The organism is Glutamicibacter sp. FR1 (genome assembly GCF_047300825.1).
Taxonomy (GTDB): Bacteria; Actinomycetota; Actinomycetes; order Actinomycetales; family Micrococcaceae; genus Glutamicibacter; species Glutamicibacter nicotianae.
Genome location: NZ_CP178602.1, coordinates 2,727,765 through 2,747,411, shown reverse-complemented (window position 1 = coordinate 2,747,411; position 19,647 = coordinate 2,727,765). Strand labels below are relative to the sequence as shown.

The following is a 19,647-nucleotide window of genomic DNA, read 5'->3' as shown; positions in this document are numbered from 1 at the left end:
CAGGGGGACAAGGCTCAATTATTGCTCACCGGCGATCTCAGCCAAGAATCTTTGCGACCTTGACCAGGGTGTTGTGGTTCCTGGTCGTCACCAGGCGTTGCTTAGCCTGGGCGTCCATGAGCTTCCCGACGGGATTCGTGGTGCTCTGCCCCTTGCGGACAATCCATGCCACGGCACGGTCCTGGACCAGATGGGCTGCGGGCTCAGCCAGGTCCTGGATGGCAGAGCCCAACGCCTGGGCATCCGCAGCTGATTCGCAGAGCGAGTAATACCCGTGGTGCTCGCTGGCCGGTTCAGGCAAAGGCAGCGGGAAAGGCTGGGAGAGCCGTTGGATTTCCTCTACGGTGCAGACAATCGTGGGAATCGGCCGCTGATAGTGTTCGGCCAGGACCGCATCGCATTTTTCCTTGACGGCCAGCAGGTCAGCACTGCGCGCGCTGAGCACGACATTGCCACTGGCCAGAAGCGTTTTCACATCGGTGAAACCAGCATCTTCAAGCAGGCGGACCAGATCTTTCATCAGGACCTTGACCCCGCCGACGTTCACACCACGCAGGAAAACTGCATATCTCGTCATGGATCAATCCAAGCGCATGGAATTGATTCTTGTCGAGGGTCGTGATGAATCGCAAAAATCGCTAGGATCAAGAATATGCCTACGCACTTGCCATTTGGATCCTGGCCATCATCGATTTCCGCGCATGACGTTGCAGCTGGAACCAAGCCACTGGGCGGTGCCTGCTTCTACGGGGACAAATTGATTGTCCAAGAAGGCCGTCCCGCCGAAGGCGGGCGCATCACGCTCATGGAATACGGCACCGACGGCACGCCCGGCGCAGAACTCATCCAGGCCCCGTACAACGTGCGCTCCCGAGTCCACGAATACGGCGGCTCCAGCTGGATGCTCATTGAAAGCAGCACGCCGGCCATTGTCTTCGCGAACTTCGCTGACCAGCGGGTGTACTCCCAGACTGCAGGCACGCACAACCCCACGGCACTGACACCGGCCAGCGGCAACGGCGCAGACCCGCAGCTGAGATTCGCAGAATTCACCGAAGGCCCGGAAGGCACCATCCTGGCCATCATGGAAGACCTGCGAGCAGATCCGGTACGCCATATCGTGCAAATCCCGCTGGACGGCAGCGCAGCCGAAGACCTGGACAAGATCCGCATGCTCAGCGCCCCTGCGCGATTTGTCGCAGCGCCTCGGATGAATCCAGCTGGAACCCGGTTGTCCTGGATCAGCTGGGAACACCCGAATATGCCGTGGGACTCCACCGAACTGCACCTGGCCGATTTCGCTGGCGAAGGCGAACTCAAGGACACTGTCATTGCCGGTGGAACCGATATCTCGGTCATGCAGCCAGAGTGGCTTGACGATGACCAGTTGACCTTCATCTCGGATGCCAGCGGCTGGTGGAACCCTTATCTCTACCAGGACAGCTCAGCGCGCATCACCCGGCTCGTTGACCGTCCCGCAGAATTCGCTGGCCCGCTCTGGCAGGTAGGTACCGGGTGGTACCTGGCAGAAAGCGCCCGCACCATGCTCTGCTCCTACGGCACGGGAACCACCAGACTGGCACGCCTGCACGCGGATACCGGTGGACTGGAGGACCTCGACCTGCCGTTTACCCGCGTTCGACCGTTCGCGGTGCGTGAGGGCTGGCTGCTCGCCGGCACGTCATCGATGACCCAGGGCGAAGAAATTACCTTAATCAACCTAGATACGCTGGAGCATCACGCGGTGACCCGAGCGATCGCCCAGCTGCCGAACCCAGCGATGCTTCCAGACGTCGAGGAATTCGAGTGCAAGAACCTCGCGGGACAATCCGTCCATGCCCTGCTCTACCGCCCATCCCAGGAAGGCTATGCAGGAATGGAAGGTGAACTGCCGCCATTCGTCACCTTCGTGCACGGCGGGCCAACCAGCCAAGCCTCGCCGACGCTCAGCGCCACGGTGGCCTACTACACCTCGCGCGGAATCGGTGTTGTCGACGTGAACTATGGCGGCTCCACCGGCTACGGACGTGAGTACCGCAACCGCCTGCGCGGTGCCTGGGGCGTGGTTGATGTGGCCGATACGGTCGCCGTGGTCAATGCGCTGGTGGCGCAGGGGATCGCCGACCCGGCACGCATCGGCATCGAAGGAGGCAGTGCTGGCGGGTGGACCGTGCTGTGCGCACTGACCTTCTCAGACGCCTTCACCGCAGGCATCAGCCGCTACGGCGTCTCGGATCTGGTGGGATTGGTACAGGACACCCACGACTTCGAATCCCAGTACATGTTCTCGCTGGTGGGACCGTACCCTCAAGCCGCTGAACTGTATGAGAAGCGCGCGCCAATCAACCACGTATCCAAGATTTCCTGCCCGGTACTGCTGCTGCAGGGTGATGAAGACAAAGTGGTGCCGCCGGCGCAGTCGCAGGTGGTAGCTGACGCGCTCGCCGAACGCGGCATCGACCATGCCTACATCCTCTTTGAAGGGGAACAGCACGGTTTCAGGAAGTCGGAAAACATCATCAAGGCGTTGGAAAGCTCCTTGGCTTTCTACGCGCAGATCTTCGGATTCACCACCGACGTTCCGGCGATTGAACTGTCCTAGAACAGATCAGAACCTGATTGAGGGGCCTGCCAGGAATCCCGCAAGCGATCCATTTCGCGGCGGTCCTTCTTGGTGGGCCGGCCGGCGCCACGCTCGCGAATCGGTACCTGGGGAATGACCAGGCGCTCGCGGGGCGGCGTGTGGTCGATGTAGCATTTGGCGGCAACTGGCGCGCCAACACGCTTCGAGATCAGCCCGCTGACTTCCAGGTCACGGTCGAAACCGTCTTTGCGCACACGGATGCGATCACCGGAAACCACAGCTTGCGAAGCCTTAACCGGGTCGCCGTTCAAGCGGACATGCCCGGCGCGGCAGGCAGTGGTCGCAGCCGAACGGGTCTTGTAGATGCGCACCGCCCACAGCCAAGCATCGAGACGTACTTTGCCGCTTGTTGGAATGTCGACCATGAGAGAAGTCTAGATCACCGGATACTTGGTGCAGCCCACGGCGGCTAGTTGGAAATTTCCGCTTCGTCGCAAATCTGGACCAGGCGCTGCTGCAGGGCTTCGGGTGCCTGGTCTCCGGAGTTCGCCAGCTCTTGGAGCACATCAACCAATTCCTGTGGCAGGCCGCCACCTTGAACTGATTTCACTATGGATGAGAGGACGCGAAGTTCGCTTGCGTCGATCGTGCCGTCCTGGACGGGAGCGCACGCCTGGCGCACGATTTCCTTGGACGCTGCATCAGTCAACTGATTGGCTGCATCGGCTGCAGTGTCCTCGACAAATGCGCATCCGCTGCTCAAAAGCGCCATGCTTGAAATAGCAATTAGCGCCGCTGACTTTCGAACTTTCACAATCCCCATAACAACAAATCATAGCTACGGAGATTGAGTTTCTGCTGAATGCCAACCGAGTCGATCATCAGAAGATCGGACCGCATGATGCACAATGGATCGGTGACTAGCGAGCAGAAGAACACCGCAAAAGACAGCGCGACCGGGCAGCACATCATTGCCCAACTGGCCAGGGAACTTTCCAGCGAATCCGCTGTGGCACCATGGCAGATCAAGGCAGCGATCGAGCTCTTGGACTCCGGATCAACGGTTCCCTTTATTGCCCGCTACCGCAAGGAAGTCACAGGCATGCTCAGCGATAGCCAGTTGCGTTTGCTCGAAGAACGTCTGCGGTACCTGCGCGAGCTGGAGGACCGCCGAGCGGCTGTCCTTGAAGCCATTGCCGAAGCCGGAAAGCTGACAGACCAGCTGGCCCAGGCCATTCGTGCGGCCAGCACCAAGGCGGAGCTCGAAGACCTTTACCTGCCATTCAAGTCAAAGCGCCGCACCAAAGCCCAGATTGCCCGCGAAGCCGGATTGGAACCCCTGGCTGATCTGCTGCTCTCTGATCCATCGACGGATCCGGTGCAGGCAGCTGCCGGCTACCTGAACCCGGAGGCAGGTTTTGCCACCGATGCCGATGTGCTGTCTGGCGCGCGTTCCATCGTGACCGAGCGGGTATCCCAAGACGTTGTTCTCGCTGGGGAATTGCGCGAACGCCTGTGGAAGACCGGAAAAATCGGTGCCAGCGTCGCTGCCGGCGCGACCGCAGAAGGACAGGGAAAGTACTCCGATTACCTGGACTACGTGGCAGATCTTGATCGCTTGCCCTCTCACCGGGTCCTTGCCCTGTTGCGTGGCGAACGTGAAGGGGTGCTGAATCTGCAGCTTGCCGAAGCTGACCCACGAGATGAACAGGCTTTGGCCGACGCCCGAGGCAATTACGAGAACGCCATTGCCGCGTCCCTGGGGCTGAATGTTCCTGGCGATGCACCTGCAGCCAAATGGATTGCGCAGACCGTTCGGTTGGCGTGGAAAGCCCGCCTGCTGACCCGTTTCGAATCCGACCTGCGTTCGCGATTGTTCGAAGCCGCCGAAGATGAATCGGTGAAGATCTTCGCGGCAAACCTGCGCGACGTCTTGCTGGCTGCACCGGCTGGCAACAAGGCCGTGCTGGGCTTGGACCCAGGCCTGCGCACCGGTGTGAAGGTTGCCGTGGTGGACCTGACCGGCAAATCGGTGGAAACCGCGACGATCTATCCGCACGCACCAGCAAATAAGTGGAATGAATCCATCGCAGTGCTGGCTAATCTGGCAAAGAAGCACGACACGACGCTGATTGCGGTGGGCAATGGCACGGCCGGGCGTGAAACGGACCGACTGGCGGCTGAAGTCATCAAGGCGCTGGGCGGCGAGGGCATCAGCAAGGTGATCGTTTCAGAAGCTGGCGCTTCTGTGTACTCGGCCTCGGAACTGGCCAGCCAGGAACTGCCGGATATGGACGTGTCACTGCGTGGCGCGGTATCGATTGCCCGCCGCTTGCAGGACCCGCTGGCCGAGCTGGTGAAGATTGATCCGAAGTCCATCGGCGTGGGGCAATACCAGCATGATGTCACTGCCTCGAAGCTGGACCGCGCACTGGACGCGGTGGTCGAGGACTGCGTGAATGCCGTGGGTGTCGATGTGAATACCGCATCTCCGTCGCTGCTGGCCCGCGTGGCCGGCGTGGGACCGCTGCTCAGCCGCAACATCGTGGATCACCGCAACGCAAACGGACCGTTCGCCACCCGCAAGGATTTGCTGAAGGTACCGCGTCTGGGAGCCAAGGCTTTCGAGCAGTGCGCGGGATTCCTGCGCATCACTGGAGGCAAGGAGAAGCTTGACGCTTCCTCGGTGCACCCTGAAGCCTACGCGTTGGCCAAGACCCTGCAGGCCAGCGCCGAGGCCCAGGGCCGCCGGCTTGAGGAGCTGAACCCGCAGGACTTCGCCACTGAGCAGTTTGGCGAGCCAACCATTCGCGACGTGATCGCGGAGCTGCGGCGGCCTGCCCGTGACCCCCGTGGAGAGTTCGTGACGGCCACGCTGAAAGAAGGCGTGGAGACCATCAAGGACGTCAAGCCGGGGATGATCATGGAAGGCACAGTCTCCAACGTCGCGGCTTTCGGTGCGTTCGTGGATCTCGGTGTCCACCAGGACGGCCTGATCCACGTGTCGGCCATGAGCAACAAGTTCATTTCGGATCCTCGCGAGGTGGTCAGCTCCGGCCAAATCGTCAAGGTCAAGGTGCTGGACGTGGACATTGCACGCAAGCGCATTTCGCTGACCTTGCGCCTAGACGATGAACTGCCCGCGGCCGGGGAAACAGCCAAGGGCTCCGGACCGCGCGAGCGGAAGGGGCAGGGAATCGATGGTTCTGCACGCACTGGCCAGCACCGGAACGGGCAGAACCGCAATGCCCGTTCCGCCCAGGGCAAACCTGCTGCACCGGGCAACACCGCGATGGCTGAGGCACTGCGTCGGGCAGGGTTGGGCAAGTAGATTGCGAGCGGTTCGGTTGACCTAACCTAGGTTAGTATCGGCTATGTTAACTTGATCCCAACTTGGGATGATTCCCTAATTCAGGTTGGACTAAGTGAGTCCAAACTTCGGTGACAAGGCCCTTGTCCAGGGTTATTCTGGAGGCATGGAACTTACAGGAAAACTGGCAGAAGCCTTCAGCACCCAGGTAACTCTCGAACTAACCGCAGCCACGGTTTACCGTCAGCTGGCAGTTGAAATGGACGTTTTGAGCCTCCCAGGCATTGCTGGCTGGTTCCGCGCCCAGGCTGGCGAGGAAATTGTGCACGCGGAAAAGTTCATGACCCACATGACCGACCGTTCGGCCCACCCGAAGATTGGCGAGCAGCCTGCACCGACCGTCAACGTGAACAGTGTTGCCGACGCGTTCGCTGCCTCGTTGGCGCACGAGCAGAAGGTCTCCGAAGCAATCCGCGAGCTGTACCGCTTGGCACAGACCGAGGGAGACATCGACTCCATGCCGCTGCTGCACTGGTTCATCGACGAGCAGGTGGAAGAGGAAGCCACTGTTGGCGAAATCCTGGACCGCGTCAAGCTGATCGGCAGCGACGGAAGCGGCCTGCTGCGACTGGACGCAGAACTCGGTTCGCGCTCTTCCGCATCCTAAGAGGCTGCGAAGCACGCATCTTCTAAATATGGAATAAACTTAGGGAAGCAACCGGTGGTTGCTTCCCTAAGTTTTTCAGTTGAGGTGGTCGTGAACCAGGTGGGCTTTCCACATCAGTCGGCGCGGACGTCGTCCGTTGCCAATACCCACCGGACGACTGCCCCGCTCAAGCTGCGCAAGGGCGCCGGCCGCCACTATGTAGTGCAAAGCCATTTGGAGCAAGGCACCGAGCTGGTTCTGATCGAGGTCAAGGGCTCGTGGGCGCACGTTCTCGTGCACCATACGTATGGTTGGTTGCCGAATATCTATCTTGAACCGATTCCAGCGGTATTCGACGAGCCGGCAGTTGCAGAAGACGATGACGAACTGGCCGAGCCGGTTCTTTCACGTTATTCATTGATCGAAGCCACCCATGTGACGACAGCTACGTTGAATCTGCGCAAGGGCGGCGGCACCGGTTATCCGGTACTCAAGGTCATTGACCAGGGATCCAAGGTCCGCTCGATGCTCCAGCAGGGCCTATGGTCCCAAGTGCAGTGCGGCAAATTGCTCGGCTGGGTTCCAAGCATGTACTTGCAGGAGATTCCATCGCGTCCAGCCAAGGGCGGTTTGATTGCCGTTCCCAACCAGCGTGCACTGACCACCATTGGCTTGAACGCGCGTCGTGGTCCTGGCGACCATTATTCGTTGGCGCGAATCCTGCCTGTAGATACTGCAGTTGTCATTGTGGCCCGACAGGGCGCGTGGCGGCGGATCGACCGTGACGGCGAAGAAATGTGGATCCCTGCCAGCCAGCTGCGTACGGTGTATTAACGAACCGGGCAATAACGCTAGGCGATCTGCAGATCTGCTGAAGAAACTAGTCCGCATTCTGTAGCAATGACCGCAAGCTGCACCCTGTTGGCACATCAAGTTCCTCCATGATGCGTGCCAAGTGGAGCTTAACCGATCCCTCGAAGATGTGCGAGATACGCGCGATCTGCGAGTTCGTCATCCCCGCCGCGACCAAGCGTGTAAGGCTGCGATCACGTTCACTGAGTTTGCGTAAGGCAGTTTGCTGCGTTGCTCGGCGGACAATACTCGTTGTCGGCTCCCAGCCATCTTCGGGTTGGGTAAACAGCTGGTACCCGGCGATGAGCATCCGCAGCGCGCTGGGCAATTCAGTGCTGATGGAGCTTTTCGACAGCAAAGCAGAGCTGCCAGCATCGTAGGCCTGTGTGATCTCGTCGCGACGGTATCGGGTAGCCGGTACAACGATCTTGGTAGTTGGGGTTTTTCGGATATTTCCCGGATCGAGCAGAGCAGGTCTGTCCCGTTGAGCGACGATTCCAAGATGACAACGTCAGGCTTCAACTCGCTCGCCGCCTGAACAGCTTCTGACATGCAATCCGAACCATACTCGATATCCATGTCATTGGCAGCAGCCAAGACGCCAGCAATCCCGGCCCGTGAAAAAGGTCACTATCGGCCAGATTAATACGCTTATTCGCACCACGATGGGATGGTCTGTGGCCATCGCGAGTATTGGATCAATCGTTCTGCAAGTCAGCTTCCCAGGGGCACTGCTATTCCGGTGGACACGAGTACCGGTGCTTTTCGCGATGGTGTCGTTCCATATCGGTATTGCCATCTTTATGGGTCTTCCGTGGTTCTCCTTGGCAATGGTTGGCGTAGATGCCATCTTCATCCGTGACGTCACCTGGAGCCGCTTAGCGAATTGGTTCAAGAAGGCAGCCAAGGATACGCCTGCCGATGTTGCCGTTCCAGAGGGGAAGAGGACTGTGGACGACGAACGGAATGAAGAGCTGCACGAAAAAGTCAGCGTCTAGTACCCGATAAAACCGAGGGGCCGTCTCCTGAATAATCAGGAAACAGCCCCTCGCTGCGCTTGGCGGACTATTCGCCTACGTAGAACAGGCGCTTGTTCACGAACTCGTCCATGCCTAGCGGGCCAAGTTCGCGGCCGAAGCCTGAACGCTTCACGCCGCCGAATGGCATTTCTGCACCTTCCGCGCTGGCTGCGTTCACGTTGGTCATGCCGGACTGCAGCTTCTGCGCCACCTTGGAGGCGCGCTCGACGTCGGTGGAGTGCACCGAACCGCCCAGGCCGTAGATGGTGTCGTTAGCCAGCTCAGTGGCTTCCTCATCGCTGGAGACCTTGTAGACCACGGCTACAGGGCCGAACAGCTCCTCGTAGTAGGCGCGCATGTCCTTTGTGACACCGCTCAGCACCGCAGGGGAGTAGTACGCGGAAGGGCCGTCGTGCAACACACCGCCGGCATGCAGGGTCGCACCCTTGGAGACCGCATCCTGCACCTGTGCGTGAAGATCCTCGGCGGCCTTGCGCGAGGACATCGGGGCGAACGTGCCTTCCTCTTCCTTCATCGGGTCGCCGGCCTTCAAGCCCGACGCACGCTGGGTCAGCTCGGCAACGAAATCATCGAAGATGTCTTCCATGACGATCATGCGCTTGTTCGAGTTGCAAGCCTGACCGGTGTTGTCGATGCGGAAGCCCCACGCGGTCTCGGCAATGCCGGCGACGTCGTCGGAGTCCAGCACGACGAAGGGATCCGATCCGCCCAGTTCCAGCACTGCCTTCTTCAGGTTGCGGCCCGCCTGTTCGCCGATGATCGCGCCCGCGCGTTCCGAACCGGTCAGCGAAACGCCCTGGATCCGGGGATCAGCGATGATGGTCGAGATCTGATCGTGGGTGGCGAACAGGTTGTTGTAGACGCCCGCAGGCATGCCGGCCTCATCCATGATTTCCTGGATGGCCAGAGCCGAGCGCGGGCAGGACTCTGCATGCTTCAAGATGATGGTGTTGCCCAGCATCAGGTTTGGCGCCGCGAACCGGGCCACTTGGTACAGCGGGAAGTTCCACGGCATGATGCCCAGCAGCGGGCCCACCGGGCGCTTCTGTACGATGGCTTTGCCGCCGGAGAAAGACTTGATCTCCTGGTCCGCAGCCAATGCAGGGCCCTCGGTGGCGAAGTACTCGAAGATCTCCTGGCAGAATTCTGCCTCGCCTACGGCCTCGGACAGCGGCTTGCCCATCTCGGTGGTCATGATCTTGCCGAGCTCGGCAGCGCGCTCGGCGAAGAGCGCTCCGACCTTGGAGACGATCTTGGCGCGTTCGTTGATGTCAACGTCCTGCCATGATTCGTAGGCGGTCTGCGCTGCAGCCAATGCCTGCTCGACTTGCTCGTCGGTTGCTGCGTCGAACTCCTCGACAACTTCACCGGTAGCCGGGTTCAAGACCTTGTAGGTTGGGGCGCTCATCAATGCTCCTGTCGTTTGCACAAAAAGTGGCCAGCGAAAGCCGCGTGGCCCTAACGGTAGTGGACTCCACACAATAAATGAATGTAATTCACTTCATATTGCGTCTACTCCGAGCTTATCCGCAGAAACAAGTTTCAGCCACCAAGGAACAGCAGGAATTTCGCTTGCGAAAAAGATGCAGACAGAAGCGAGCGAAAAAGCCGTGGTTTCCAAGTCATGTCTTGGAAACCACGGCTTCAGAACACAGATAAATACACTGTGATCAGTGGATCGCTAGCTGATAGCGGAAGTTCGCCACCAATCGATTCCTGCATCGCCCTGGGCAATCGTGGCAATCTGGGTCAATTCAGCCTCGGAGAAGTCGAGGTTCTCCAACGCACCAAGGTTCTCGTCCAGCTGCTTGGTGGACGAAGCGCCAATCAAGACTGAGGTTGCCGCACCATCGCGCAGCAGCCAAGCCAAGGCCATCTGCGCCAGCGACTGCCCGCGCTTCTTGGCGACCTCGTTCAGGTTTCGGATCTTGGCGAGGTTCTCATCGGTCAGCTGGGCTTCGAGCGTGCGGCGTCCGCCCTGGCGCACCACATCGGTGGTTTCCAGATACTTGTCGGTGAGCAGGCCCTGGGCCAGCGGGGTGAAGGCAATGGAGCCCATGCGTTCCTTCTCCAGGGTCTCCAGCAGGCCGTGCTCCACCCAGGGGTTCAGGATGTTGTACGACGGCTGGTGGATGACCAGCGGGGTCCCCAGGTCCTTGGCGATGGCGGCGGCTTCAGCAGTGCGTTCTGCCGAGTACGAGGAGATGCCCACATAGGTGGCCTTGCCTTGGCGGACCAGAGTGTCCAGTGCGCCGATGGTTTCGTGCAGGGGAGTCTTCGGGTCGAAGCGGTGCGAATAGAAGATGTCCACGTAGTCCAGATTCATCTTCTTCAGCGAAGCCTCGCAGGAGGCCAGCAGGTACTTGCGCGATCCGAAGGTGCCGTGCGGGCCTGGCCACATGTCGTAGCCGGCCTTGGACGAGATGACCAGCTCGTTGCGGTAGGGCTTGAAGTCCTTGAGCATCATGCGGCCGAAGTTCTCTTCGGCTGAGCCTGCCGGGGGGCCGTAGTTGTTGGCCAGGTCGAAGTGGTTGATGCCGTGGTCGAAGGCGTGGCGCAGGATCTCGCGCTGGGTGTCGAAGGGGCGGTTGTCGCCGAAGTTCCACCACAGGCCCAGGGACAGCGGCGGCAGGCGCAGGCCGGACTCGCCCACGCGGCGGTAGCCGAAATGCTCATAGCGGTCTGCCGCGGCGGTGTAGGGGCGGTGCAGTTCAGGGATGGACGGGAGGCGTTCGTATTCCACGAGGCACCTTTCTGCCAGGCCAAGCACTGGCGTGCGGAAGTCGATGTGAAGTCAATTTCCACAATAGGCCAGAGGCTGAACTAAACAAACAGAGGGCAGATAAATCCGCTGTGTGCGTAAAGGATTAGTGGATCGCGTTAAATGATGAACCGACCCGCCAGGCCAAGGAGGTAACGCCTGTGCGGGTCGGTTCATCTAGATCACTCGCACCTTGAGAAGGTATTAACAACACTAGGAGCTGATTCTTGTAAATAGCTGAGCACTACGTGTGCGGTCTCTCAGGGAAATGTTGTTGCTAATAATTCGAGGGCGGATCCGAAGCGGGGAATGATTCGTCTTCCCACTCTTCAACGAGCGCTTCATCGTGCTCGTCATGGTGCTTCTTTTCCTCTTCCGCAAGCCGCAGCTTTTCCTCTTCAACGCCTTCGGGCTGCCCAGCAGCTGATTGTTCAGGCATGCTCTTCCTCCCAACTTCCGTGGGCCACCCCCAACGGGTGGCTTGACCCTGTGTCTTCAGTGTTCACCTATTCGGCGCGGTTGTCGAGGGCGGGACGGAACTCTGATTTCGACTTCACCGTCGCCACAGGATTTAATCGGAGGCATGCCGATGATCAATAATCCCGCCGACGGTTCCGAAATCTTCTTTGACGATGACGGTGCTGCCGGGGAACCGATTCTGTTCCTCCACGGCTCCGCCCTGTCCCGCTCCATCTGGCGGGGACTCGGCTATACCAAGGCGCTGGGCAAAGACCGCCGCACCATCCGCATGGACCTGCGCGGGCATGGGAAATCAGCCAAATCCCACGACGTTGCCGACTACACCATGGACAAGGTGGTCAGCGACATCCACGCCATGATGGATCACCTGGGCATCGAACGCATCCATATCGTCGGCTACTCCTTCGGCGCACGCACCGGATTGCACATGGCCATGCACCACCCGGAGCAGGTGATTTCGTTGATCATGCTCGGCGGCACCTATGAAATCACCCCCGGGGAAATCGGGAAGCTTTTCTTCCCCGGATATCTAGATGTCCTGCGCAGCGGCGATATCGAAGGTTTCGTCACCGGGCAGGAAAAGAATGGGCGTCTGGATCCATCAACCCGTCTGGCCTTCAGGTCCAATGACCCGCTGGCGCTGGCCGCCTACTACGAGGCTGCCGAGACCCTGCAGAACATCTATGTATCCGAGCTGGCGAAGATCCGGATCCCTACCTTGCTGCTGATCGGCACCCGGGACCAGCCGCGCTTCGACCAGAACAAGATCATGGTCCGCACCCTGCCCAATGCGCGCATGGTCGCGCTGCCGGGCAGGACCCATGGCAGCACCTTGTACCCGATTGAACCGGTAGTGAGCGCCATCGAGTCCTTCTGGGCAGGTCGTCAGGCATGAGTTTTGCCCCCTTCGACCTGAACCGGATCTCCTCCGGTCTGGCCTTCGGGCCCAGCAGGGAAGTGCTCTTCGCATCCGTGGCGGCCAATCCCGCGCAGCCGCTGGTGATCCAGGCTCCGCCGGGATCCGGCAAGACGACCATCGTTCCGCCCACGGTAGCCAACGCGCTGCATCAGGCCGGGTTAGCCGGCAAGGTCATCGTGACCCAGCCGCGCCGTGTCGCAGCACGCGCGGCAGCCCGACGCCTCGCCCAGCTGGATGGATCGGAGGTGGGGCTGCGCGTCGGCTTCGCCGTGCGAGGCGAACGCAAAGTGTCGGCGCAGACCCGTGTGGAATTCGTGACCGCCGGACTGATGCTGCGCCGGCTGCTGGCGGATCCGGATCTTGATGGTGTGAGCGCGGTGATCATTGACGAGGTCCATGAACGGTCGATTGATACCGATTTGCTGCTGGCCATGGTCAACCAGGTCAGCGAATTGCGCGATGACTTCTCGCTGATCGTGATGAGCGCTACCTTGCATGCACGCGAGCTGTCGGCGCTGATGGTGCGCGATACGGCAGCACCGGTGCTCAGCGCGCAAACCGCCCAGTTCGAGGTGCAAGAAGCCTTCGACAGTTTCGCGGGGATCAGGAATGCCGAACGCGGGCTGAACGACGGCTACCTGCGCCATGTAGCGTCCGTCGCGGTACGCCATGCGGCGGAGGCCAATGCGGCCAGTGGCACCCCGGTGGACACGTTGGTCTTCGTGCCCGGCGTTCGGGAAGCCGAACGCGTCTGCTCGCAGATCACTGCCGCCGGCCTGCAGGCCTTTGCCTTGCACTCGCAGATTTCTTCCAAGGAACAGGACCGGATCCTGGGCGAACCGGAACCCGGCAGCGACCCGCGCATCATCGTCTCCACCTCCATCGCTGAATCATCGGTTACGGTGCCGCGGGTGCACCTGGTCATCGATGCCGGCTACGCCCGCGAGCCGCGCCGAGACAGCTCGCGCGGATTCTCCGGGTTGATGACCGTGGTGGCCAGCCGTTCCGCAGCCACCCAGCGGGCGGGCCGTGCAGGACGCCTGGGGCCGGGCAAGGTGGTGCGCACCTTGGATCCGAAGTCCTTCGCGGCGGCACCGGAGCACTCCACGCCGGAAATCCGCACAGGAGATCTGGTGGCAGCGGGCTTGTCGCTGGCAGCGTGGGGAACCCCGCGCGGCGAGGGGCTTGCCATGTGGGAGGCACCGCCAGCTGGAGCCATAGCCAGCGACGAACAGGTCCTGCGCAGCCTGGACGCAGTGGATGAGGCAGGCCAGATCACCTCGCTGGGCGAGCAGATGATGAAGATTCCAGCGGACCCGCGTGCTGCCCGCGCGCTGCTGGAGGGAAGCCGGATCTTCGGTGCCCGGGCTGCTGCGGATGCTGTTGCCTTGCTGGCCAGCTCCGAGCGCATCGCGAGCGCGGACCTGAACGAGCTGCTGGCCGCGGTGGCCCGGAATTCGCATCCGGCGCACCGCGCCTGGAAGCATGAAGCGCAGCGCCTGGAAAAGCTCGTGGGAGCTACGGGGCCGAGCACCGGAAGGCAGGCAGCATCGGCAGCCACGGCGTTGGCAGGGGTGTGCGCGTTGGCGTACCCGCAATGGATTGCCTGCAAAGCCGGGCCGGACGAGTACCTGCTGGCCTCGGGAACCCGGGCCACACTGCCTCGGGGCAGCGCGCTGATGCATGAAGAATTTCTCGCGGTCGCCGAGGTGTCCCGCACCGGATCCAAGGCCATGATCCGGCGGGCTACCGGCATCGACTTGGAGACGGCCATAGACCTGCTGCCGCAGATGCACCAGATGCGTGAGGTGGCAGAAATGTCCGACGGCAGGATCACCGCCCGCCGGATCGAAAGCTTCGGCGAGATCGAGCTGGCAGCCCATCCGATCAAGGCCACCGAGGAACTGGGGATGCAGGCTGTGGCCAGCGCCCTTGCCACGCATGGTATGCGCTTCTTCGGTACCCACGAGAAATTCGATGCCTTGCGCCGGCGCATGGCAGTGGCCCACCGCTTGCTCGGGGAACCTTTTGTTCCGGTTGACGACCAGAGCCTGGTTGACGCGGCGGATCACTGGCTGCAGCCGGTCCTGCGGAAGATTGCTTCCGGCACGAACGCGGCCAAAGTCGACCTGTATTCGGCATTGCGGACATTGCTGCCCTGGGAGCATGCCCATGACTTCGATTCCCTGGTGCCTGAGCGGCTGCAGGTGCCTTCCGGATCGAGAATTTCCGTGGCCTACCCCGAGGTCGGTGAATCTGGTCCTGCGGTTGTTGCGGTGAAACTGCAGGAATGCTTCGGGCTGGAGGATTCGCCCCGCTTGGTCAAAGGCAAGCTGCCGGTGCAATTCCACCTGCTGTCGCCAGGTGGCAGGCCGCTGGCGGTAACTGATGACTTGGTGAGTTTCTTCAATGGACCCTATGACCAGGTGCGTGCCGAAATGCGCGGGCGCTACCCGAAGCATCCCTGGCCGGAGAATCCGTGGGATCACGTGGCCACGGCAAAGACCAAGAGGCGCTTGGGCGAGCAATAGAAAAAGCACGCCCGGACCGCGGCTCAGAAGATTGAGTCAGGTCCCGGCGTGCTTTCCTGCGTCCGGGTACTAGGCGAAGGCGGAGAAGCCGGTGATCTCGCGGCCCATGATCAAAGCCTGCACGGTTTCGGTGCCTTCATAGGTGTGGATCGCTTCCACATCGGCGAAGTGGCGGGCCACGCGGTTGCTGGTCAGGATGCCGTTGCCGCCGAGCAGGTCGCGGGCATTCGCCGCGATGGAGCGTGCGGTGCGGGTGGCGGTGTACTTGGCCAGCGAAGCCTGCGGCCCGGTCAGCTCACCGGAGGTTTCGCGCTTGGCCGTCTGCATCACCAGAACCTGGATGGTGGCCAGCTCGGACTGCATGCGCGCCAGCCGTTCCTGGACGATCTGGCTGGCAGCCAGCGGGCGGCCGAACTGCACGCGCTGCTTGGCATAGTTCACTGCAGACTCGTAGCATGCGGTCGCGTGGCCCACGGCAGACCAGGCGACGCCCAGGCGGGTGGCGAACAGGACGCGGGAGGTGTCCTTGAAGCTCTTGGCTTCCGGCATCACATCCTCATCCGGAACGAAGACGTTGTCCATGCGGATGTGCGCCTGCCAGATGGCGCGAAGGGACAGCTTGTTCTCGATGGTGGTGGCCTTGTAGCCCTCGGCATCTTGGTGGACGATGAAGCCGCGGACCTTGCCCTCGTCATCACGAGCCCAGACGATGCTCACGCCGCCGATGGAGCCGTTGCCGATCCATTTCTTCTCGCCGCTCAGACGGTAGCCGCCCTCGACCTTGGTTGCGCGGGTTTCCAGCGATACCGAGTCGGAACCGTGGGTGGGCTCGGTCAGCGCGAAGGAGCCTGGGAGCTCGCCGCGCAGCATGGGGATGGCGTACTTCTGGATCTGCTCTTCGTTGCCGCAGTACAGCACGGAGCGGAGGGCCAGGCCGCCCTGGACGCCGACAATAGTGGAGACGGAGCCGTCGCCACGGGCCATTTCCATGTTGACCAGGCCGGCAGCCAACGGACTCATTTCCTCGTAGCCCTCGCGATTCAGGCCATCGCGCAGGAGATCTGCATCGCCAAGCTTCTTGACCAGGTGCAGCGGGTAGTCGGCCTTGTCCCAGTACTCGTGGATGTCGCGCTTGACCTCATCGAGGATGAACTTGCGGGCCTTGTTACGCCAAGCATTGTCCGCTTCGCCGACTTCGGCAAAGACTCCGGTCGGATCGATGTTGACGTCCTCCGACCACAGGTCGTATTCGGGTTCGACAACGCCTGCGGGAAATTCGAATTCGGGCTCCAGCTGGGACATTTCGGGTGCTCCTAATAGCTAGGGTGAAAAAGCTTCACTCACTAGACTAGTGGAACGCAGTGCCATGTCAAGAAACTAGGTTTCAAAGTGTGGGGATTGATTATTCTCCGTGCTCTTTGAGCGCGCGCGATACCGCCTGGAGAATATCCTTCTCCTCGGCGCCGGCGTCCAGCACCGAGACCACCACGCTGGGGGCCACGGGCTTGGCAGGGGCTGCATTCTGGTCCGGATCGAGCAGATCTGCGAAGCGGTTCAGGAACTGGCGTACATCGTTGGCCAGCTTGGTGCGGTCAGTGCTGTGCGCATCTTTCAGCCAGCTGCGCAGATGGTCATTATGGATGGCCACCAGACCGGCGCTGACGCCTAGGCACAGCGACTTCTCCGATGCGGTCTTCGCCAAGTCGCGGCGCTTCAAGAATCCATAGAAGGCGCGTTCGTATCGGTGGGTGGAAACCAGCTCGCGCTCGCGCAACGATGGCACCGAGGAGAGCAGCTTGTGGCGCAGCGTGGCTCCTTCGGGATTGACCGTGTACTGGTCGAAAACTACATGCGCTGCATCGATGAGCGTAGTGATTGCATCCACCGACGAGGCTGCAAGCGTGGTCTCGACGTGGGCAATGATCATTTCCTGGTCGGCAAAGACCATGTTCTCTTTCGAACCGAAACGGCGGAAGAAGGTGGAACGGGAAATACCGGCGGCAGCTGCCAGCTCGTCGACGCTGGTGGCATCGAAGCCCTGCGTAATGAGCAGATCTAAGGCTGCTGGGGGAACTGCGGAAGAAGCGATCATGATTCACGAATTTAGCATGATTCAAGCTGGGAGATTCTTGGGTTCAGCTTTGCGCGCCGCCCAAATGATTGTGAACTACTGCGCCCATGACTACGCTGAACATCAGGGCGTTCTATAGAAGATCGCCATTTCTGGACGAAAAGAAAGAGGAGTGAGGGCCCATGGGAATCTCGATTGCAAACGCCGCGCTACGTTTGGTCAGTGGCGCGTTCATTCTCAACAGCGGCATCAACAAGTTGCGCATCGATGAAGCGAGCGCGTCAGGCCTGCAGCAGATGGCAGCCAACGGCGTGCCGCAGCTGGCCGAGCTGGAACCAGCAGTTTTCGGCAAGGCTGTCTCCATCAGCGAGATCTCGCTGGGTAGCGCCCTGCTGCTTCCCTTGATTCCATCGCGTCTTGCCGGCTTGGGCCTGGGTGCCTTCTCCGGCGTGCTGCTGGCTTCCTACCTGCGCACCCCGGGCATGACGGAATCCGATGGCATCCGTCCGACCCCGGACGGCACCGCCTTGGCCAAGGATGTCTGGCTGGCAGGTATTGCTGTGGCCTTGATCTTTGGCCGCAAGGCAGCCAAGAAGATCAAGAAAGCGAAATAAACGCTTGAGCAAAGTGCTCAGCTGGCCTTAAGTTGATCTTGAAGACTGCGGTTTTCAGCGGCCATATTTGAACCACAAGCTAAGAGGAGAACCAATGGGTTTCTTAGATGAAGCAAAGAAGAAGCTGGGCGAGGCAGTCGAAAACGCGAAGGAATTCGCCGGAGACGCCAGCGAGAACATCAAGAGCTTCGCAGCTGATGCCCAGGAGAAAATCGGTGAGAAGGTCGACGAGTTCAAGCACGGCGACAACGAAGAAGATCCTGAAGACAAGGTCTAAGGGCCATAAGGCAAGCGCCTGATCCACCGACGTTCACGTCATTGATCAGGCGTTTGCCTTTTACGCTTTGCCTAGCGACGGGCTTTCTGGCCGTCGCTGAGGAACGACACAACCAGCACGGCGGCCACGGCGATGAAGCCTGGCAGCATCAACGCCTGCCCCAAGCCGAGAGACATGGCTTCCATGATCACCGCAGGTTCCTTGGAGTCCGCTTGCGCGATCTGCGCAGAAACGCGGGCATCCATCATGACCGCGATCAGCGCCGAACCAAGGACCGAGCCGATTTGCCGGGTGGTGTTGTAGATTCCCGAACCGGCACCGGCATCACGTGCGGTCAGATCCTTGGTGGCTGCCAGCGACAAGGACGGCCAGATCATGGCTGAACCGACGCCTTGGACCGCCGATGGGATGAGCAGGGCCCACAGCGGGATATCGGCGTGCATCATTAAGGCATAGGCCACCGTGGCACCGCCAAACAGGAAGAACCCGGGCACTGCCAGGATCCGCGGACTGAGCTGATTGACCTTCTTGCCCAGCTGAGGAGCGATGAAGATCGCCACCAGGGCCATTGGGGAAATCATCAATGCGGATTCGGTCGGACTCAGACCGCGCACGTTCTGCAGGAAGAACACCATAGGCAGGGCGATGGTCGCGATCGTCAGGCCCATGAACGTGATAGCGACGTTGGCCAGGGAGAAATTGCGCACCGTGAACAAGCGCAGCGGAACCAGCGGTTCGGACTTGGTCTTCGACTGCCACCAGACGAAGACACCCATCAGCACAATGCCGATGATGATCAGATGCCACGAATTCAGCGGGCCAATGAATGGTTCCCAATTGGTGGCGTCGCCTTCCTGGATGCCGAAGACCAGGCAGAACATGGCCAGCGCCGAGAGGAAGACGCCGAACCAGTCGAAGGAATGCGCATGGGCTTCAAGAGCGGGAACGAACTTGAAGACCATGGCCAGACTGAGAACCGCGATGGGCAGGTTGATGAAGAAGATCCACTCCCAGCCAACGGAGTCCACCAGCAAGCCGCCGGCAATCGGTCCGATCAGCGAGGCGATGCCCGCTACCGCACCCCACAATCCCATGGCCGCGCCGCGGTGCTGATACGGGAAGAGCCGGGTAATCAGGGTCATGGCCTGCGGGGAAATCATCGACGCGCCCAGGCCTTGGACGGCGCGTGCTGCCACCAATGAACCGAGGGAATCGGACAGGCCGCACCACAGCGAGGCCAGCGAGAAGACCACCATGCCGATGAGATAGATGTTGCGCGGGCCAAAGCGGTCGCCGAGCCTTCCGGTGACCAGCAGCGGCACGGCGAAGGTGAGCAGGTAGGCGCTGTTGACCCACAGGATGCTGGAGATGTCGGCATCCAGCGATTTCATGATGGCAGGCATCGCGGTGGACACGATGGTGGTGTCCAGCAGGATCATGAAGAAGCCGATGACCAATGCCCAGAGGGCGCGCCACGCGGTTTTTCTGTCGAAGTGTGATTCGGGATTCGCAGTATCAGGCACCGCTCAAGGCTAGTCCCTATTCGCCGGATGCGGAACCGA

General features: G+C 60.7%; 19 protein-coding genes. 9 read left to right on the top strand and 10 right to left on the bottom strand.

The features are described from left to right. Positions 1–37 precede the first annotated feature (37 nt). Positions 38–577 carry a DUF1697 domain-containing protein gene (locus tag ACLQ8T_RS13215; RefSeq protein WP_204722851.1) on the bottom strand — a complete coding sequence of 180 codons (540 nt, stop codon included), beginning with the start codon at positions 575–577 and terminating at the stop codon, positions 38–40. Between the two features lie 75 nt (positions 578–652). On the opposite strand from ACLQ8T_RS13215, the gene ACLQ8T_RS13210 reads away from it, so the two are divergent. Further along, positions 653–2,602 carry a prolyl oligopeptidase family serine peptidase gene (locus ACLQ8T_RS13210; RefSeq protein WP_204722850.1) on the top strand — a complete coding sequence of 650 codons (1,950 nt, stop codon included), beginning with the start codon at positions 653–655 and terminating at the stop codon, positions 2,600–2,602. Here ACLQ8T_RS13210 and ACLQ8T_RS13205 read toward each other — a convergent pair. After that, positions 2,599–3,009, bottom strand: a complete 411-nt coding sequence (locus tag ACLQ8T_RS13205; RefSeq protein WP_204722849.1) for an RNA-binding S4 domain-containing protein — start codon at positions 3,007–3,009, stop codon at positions 2,599–2,601. The genes ACLQ8T_RS13210 and ACLQ8T_RS13205 overlap by 4 nt on opposite strands. Positions 3,010–3,053: 44 nt before the next feature. After that, positions 3,054–3,356 (bottom strand): hypothetical protein, encoded by a 303-nt coding sequence (locus tag ACLQ8T_RS13200; RefSeq protein WP_413454882.1) that lies wholly within the window; start codon positions 3,354–3,356, stop codon positions 3,054–3,056. 126 nt (positions 3,357–3,482) lie between these two features. On the opposite strand from ACLQ8T_RS13200, the gene ACLQ8T_RS13195 reads away from it, so the two are divergent. From ACLQ8T_RS13195 to ACLQ8T_RS13185, 3 genes are all read left to right on the top strand, one after another. Further along, positions 3,483–5,915 carry a Tex family protein gene (locus ACLQ8T_RS13195; protein WP_413454881.1) on the top strand — a complete coding sequence of 811 codons (2,433 nt, stop codon included), beginning with the start codon at positions 3,483–3,485 and terminating at the stop codon, positions 5,913–5,915. 145 nt (positions 5,916–6,060) lie between these two features. Then, positions 6,061–6,561, top strand: coding sequence for a ferritin (locus tag ACLQ8T_RS13190; RefSeq protein ID WP_204722846.1), 501 nt, complete (start codon positions 6,061–6,063; stop codon positions 6,559–6,561). A 99-nt stretch (positions 6,562–6,660) separates the two neighbouring features. After that, complete coding sequence (locus ACLQ8T_RS13185) at positions 6,661–7,374, top strand: SH3 domain-containing protein (protein WP_413454880.1); 714 nt, start codon at positions 6,661–6,663, stop codon at positions 7,372–7,374. A 46-nt stretch (positions 7,375–7,420) separates the two neighbouring features. On the opposite strand, the gene ACLQ8T_RS13180 is transcribed toward ACLQ8T_RS13185, so the two are convergent. After that, positions 7,421–7,555: a hypothetical protein gene (locus ACLQ8T_RS13180; RefSeq protein ID WP_413456412.1), complete on the bottom strand. Its 135-nt coding sequence runs from the start codon at positions 7,553–7,555 to the stop codon at positions 7,421–7,423. A gap of 454 nt (positions 7,556–8,009) precedes the next feature. Between ACLQ8T_RS13180 and ACLQ8T_RS13175 the strand changes: the two genes are divergently transcribed. Next, positions 8,010–8,390, top strand: coding sequence for a hypothetical protein (locus tag ACLQ8T_RS13175; RefSeq protein WP_204722843.1), 381 nt, complete (start codon positions 8,010–8,012; stop codon positions 8,388–8,390). Between the two features lie 67 nt (positions 8,391–8,457). On the opposite strand, the gene ACLQ8T_RS13170 is transcribed toward ACLQ8T_RS13175, so the two are convergent. The 3 genes from ACLQ8T_RS13170 to ACLQ8T_RS13160 form a co-directional block, all read right to left on the bottom strand. After that, entirely contained in the window at positions 8,458–9,840 is a 1,383-nt protein-coding gene (locus tag ACLQ8T_RS13170) for an NAD-dependent succinate-semialdehyde dehydrogenase (RefSeq protein WP_413454879.1), read from the bottom strand. Between the two features lie 273 nt (positions 9,841–10,113). Beyond that, positions 10,114–11,175, bottom strand: coding sequence for an L-glyceraldehyde 3-phosphate reductase (gene mgrA / locus ACLQ8T_RS13165; RefSeq protein WP_413454878.1), 1,062 nt, complete (start codon positions 11,173–11,175; stop codon positions 10,114–10,116). 295 nt (positions 11,176–11,470) lie between these two features. Continuing rightward, a complete protein-coding gene (locus ACLQ8T_RS13160) occupies positions 11,471–11,632 on the bottom strand; it encodes a hypothetical protein (RefSeq protein ID WP_204722841.1) in 162 nt (53 codons plus the stop codon). A 150-nt stretch (positions 11,633–11,782) separates the two neighbouring features. Between ACLQ8T_RS13160 and ACLQ8T_RS13155 the strand changes: the two genes are divergently transcribed. Both ACLQ8T_RS13155 and hrpB read left to right on the top strand, forming a co-directional pair. Then, positions 11,783–12,568: an alpha/beta fold hydrolase gene (locus ACLQ8T_RS13155; RefSeq protein ID WP_413454877.1), complete on the top strand. Its 786-nt coding sequence runs from the start codon at positions 11,783–11,785 to the stop codon at positions 12,566–12,568. Beyond that, positions 12,565–15,123 (top strand): ATP-dependent helicase HrpB, encoded by a 2,559-nt coding sequence (gene hrpB / locus ACLQ8T_RS13150; protein WP_413454876.1) that lies wholly within the window; start codon positions 12,565–12,567, stop codon positions 15,121–15,123. Before ACLQ8T_RS13155 ends, hrpB begins: the two co-directional genes overlap by 4 nt. A 69-nt stretch (positions 15,124–15,192) precedes the next feature. Here the strand turns inward: hrpB and ACLQ8T_RS13145 are convergent, their stop codons facing one another. Then, the gene (locus ACLQ8T_RS13145; RefSeq protein ID WP_413454875.1) at positions 15,193–16,425 is read right to left on the bottom strand and encodes an acyl-CoA dehydrogenase family protein; all 1,233 of its coding nucleotides are present in this window, start codon (positions 16,423–16,425) and stop codon (positions 15,193–15,195) included. Between the two features lie 100 nt (positions 16,426–16,525). Then, positions 16,526–17,215 carry a TetR/AcrR family transcriptional regulator gene (locus tag ACLQ8T_RS13140; protein ID WP_413454874.1) on the bottom strand — a complete coding sequence of 230 codons (690 nt, stop codon included), beginning with the start codon at positions 17,213–17,215 and terminating at the stop codon, positions 16,526–16,528. 161 nt (positions 17,216–17,376) lie between these two features. Here ACLQ8T_RS13140 and ACLQ8T_RS13135 point away from each other — a divergent pair, with 161 nt between their 5' ends. Both ACLQ8T_RS13135 and ACLQ8T_RS13130 read left to right on the top strand, forming a co-directional pair. Continuing rightward, positions 17,377–17,808 carry a hypothetical protein gene (locus ACLQ8T_RS13135; protein ID WP_413454873.1) on the top strand — a complete coding sequence of 144 codons (432 nt, stop codon included), beginning with the start codon at positions 17,377–17,379 and terminating at the stop codon, positions 17,806–17,808. Between the two features lie 94 nt (positions 17,809–17,902). Continuing rightward, complete coding sequence (locus tag ACLQ8T_RS13130; protein WP_413454872.1) at positions 17,903–18,085, top strand: hypothetical protein; 183 nt, start codon at positions 17,903–17,905, stop codon at positions 18,083–18,085. A 71-nt stretch (positions 18,086–18,156) separates the two neighbouring features. Here ACLQ8T_RS13130 and ACLQ8T_RS13125 read toward each other — a convergent pair whose 3' ends face one another. Further along, the gene (locus tag ACLQ8T_RS13125) at positions 18,157–19,608 is read right to left on the bottom strand and encodes a DHA2 family efflux MFS transporter permease subunit (RefSeq protein WP_413454871.1); all 1,452 of its coding nucleotides are present in this window, start codon (positions 19,606–19,608) and stop codon (positions 18,157–18,159) included. Between the last annotated feature and the right edge of the window lie 39 nt (positions 19,609–19,647).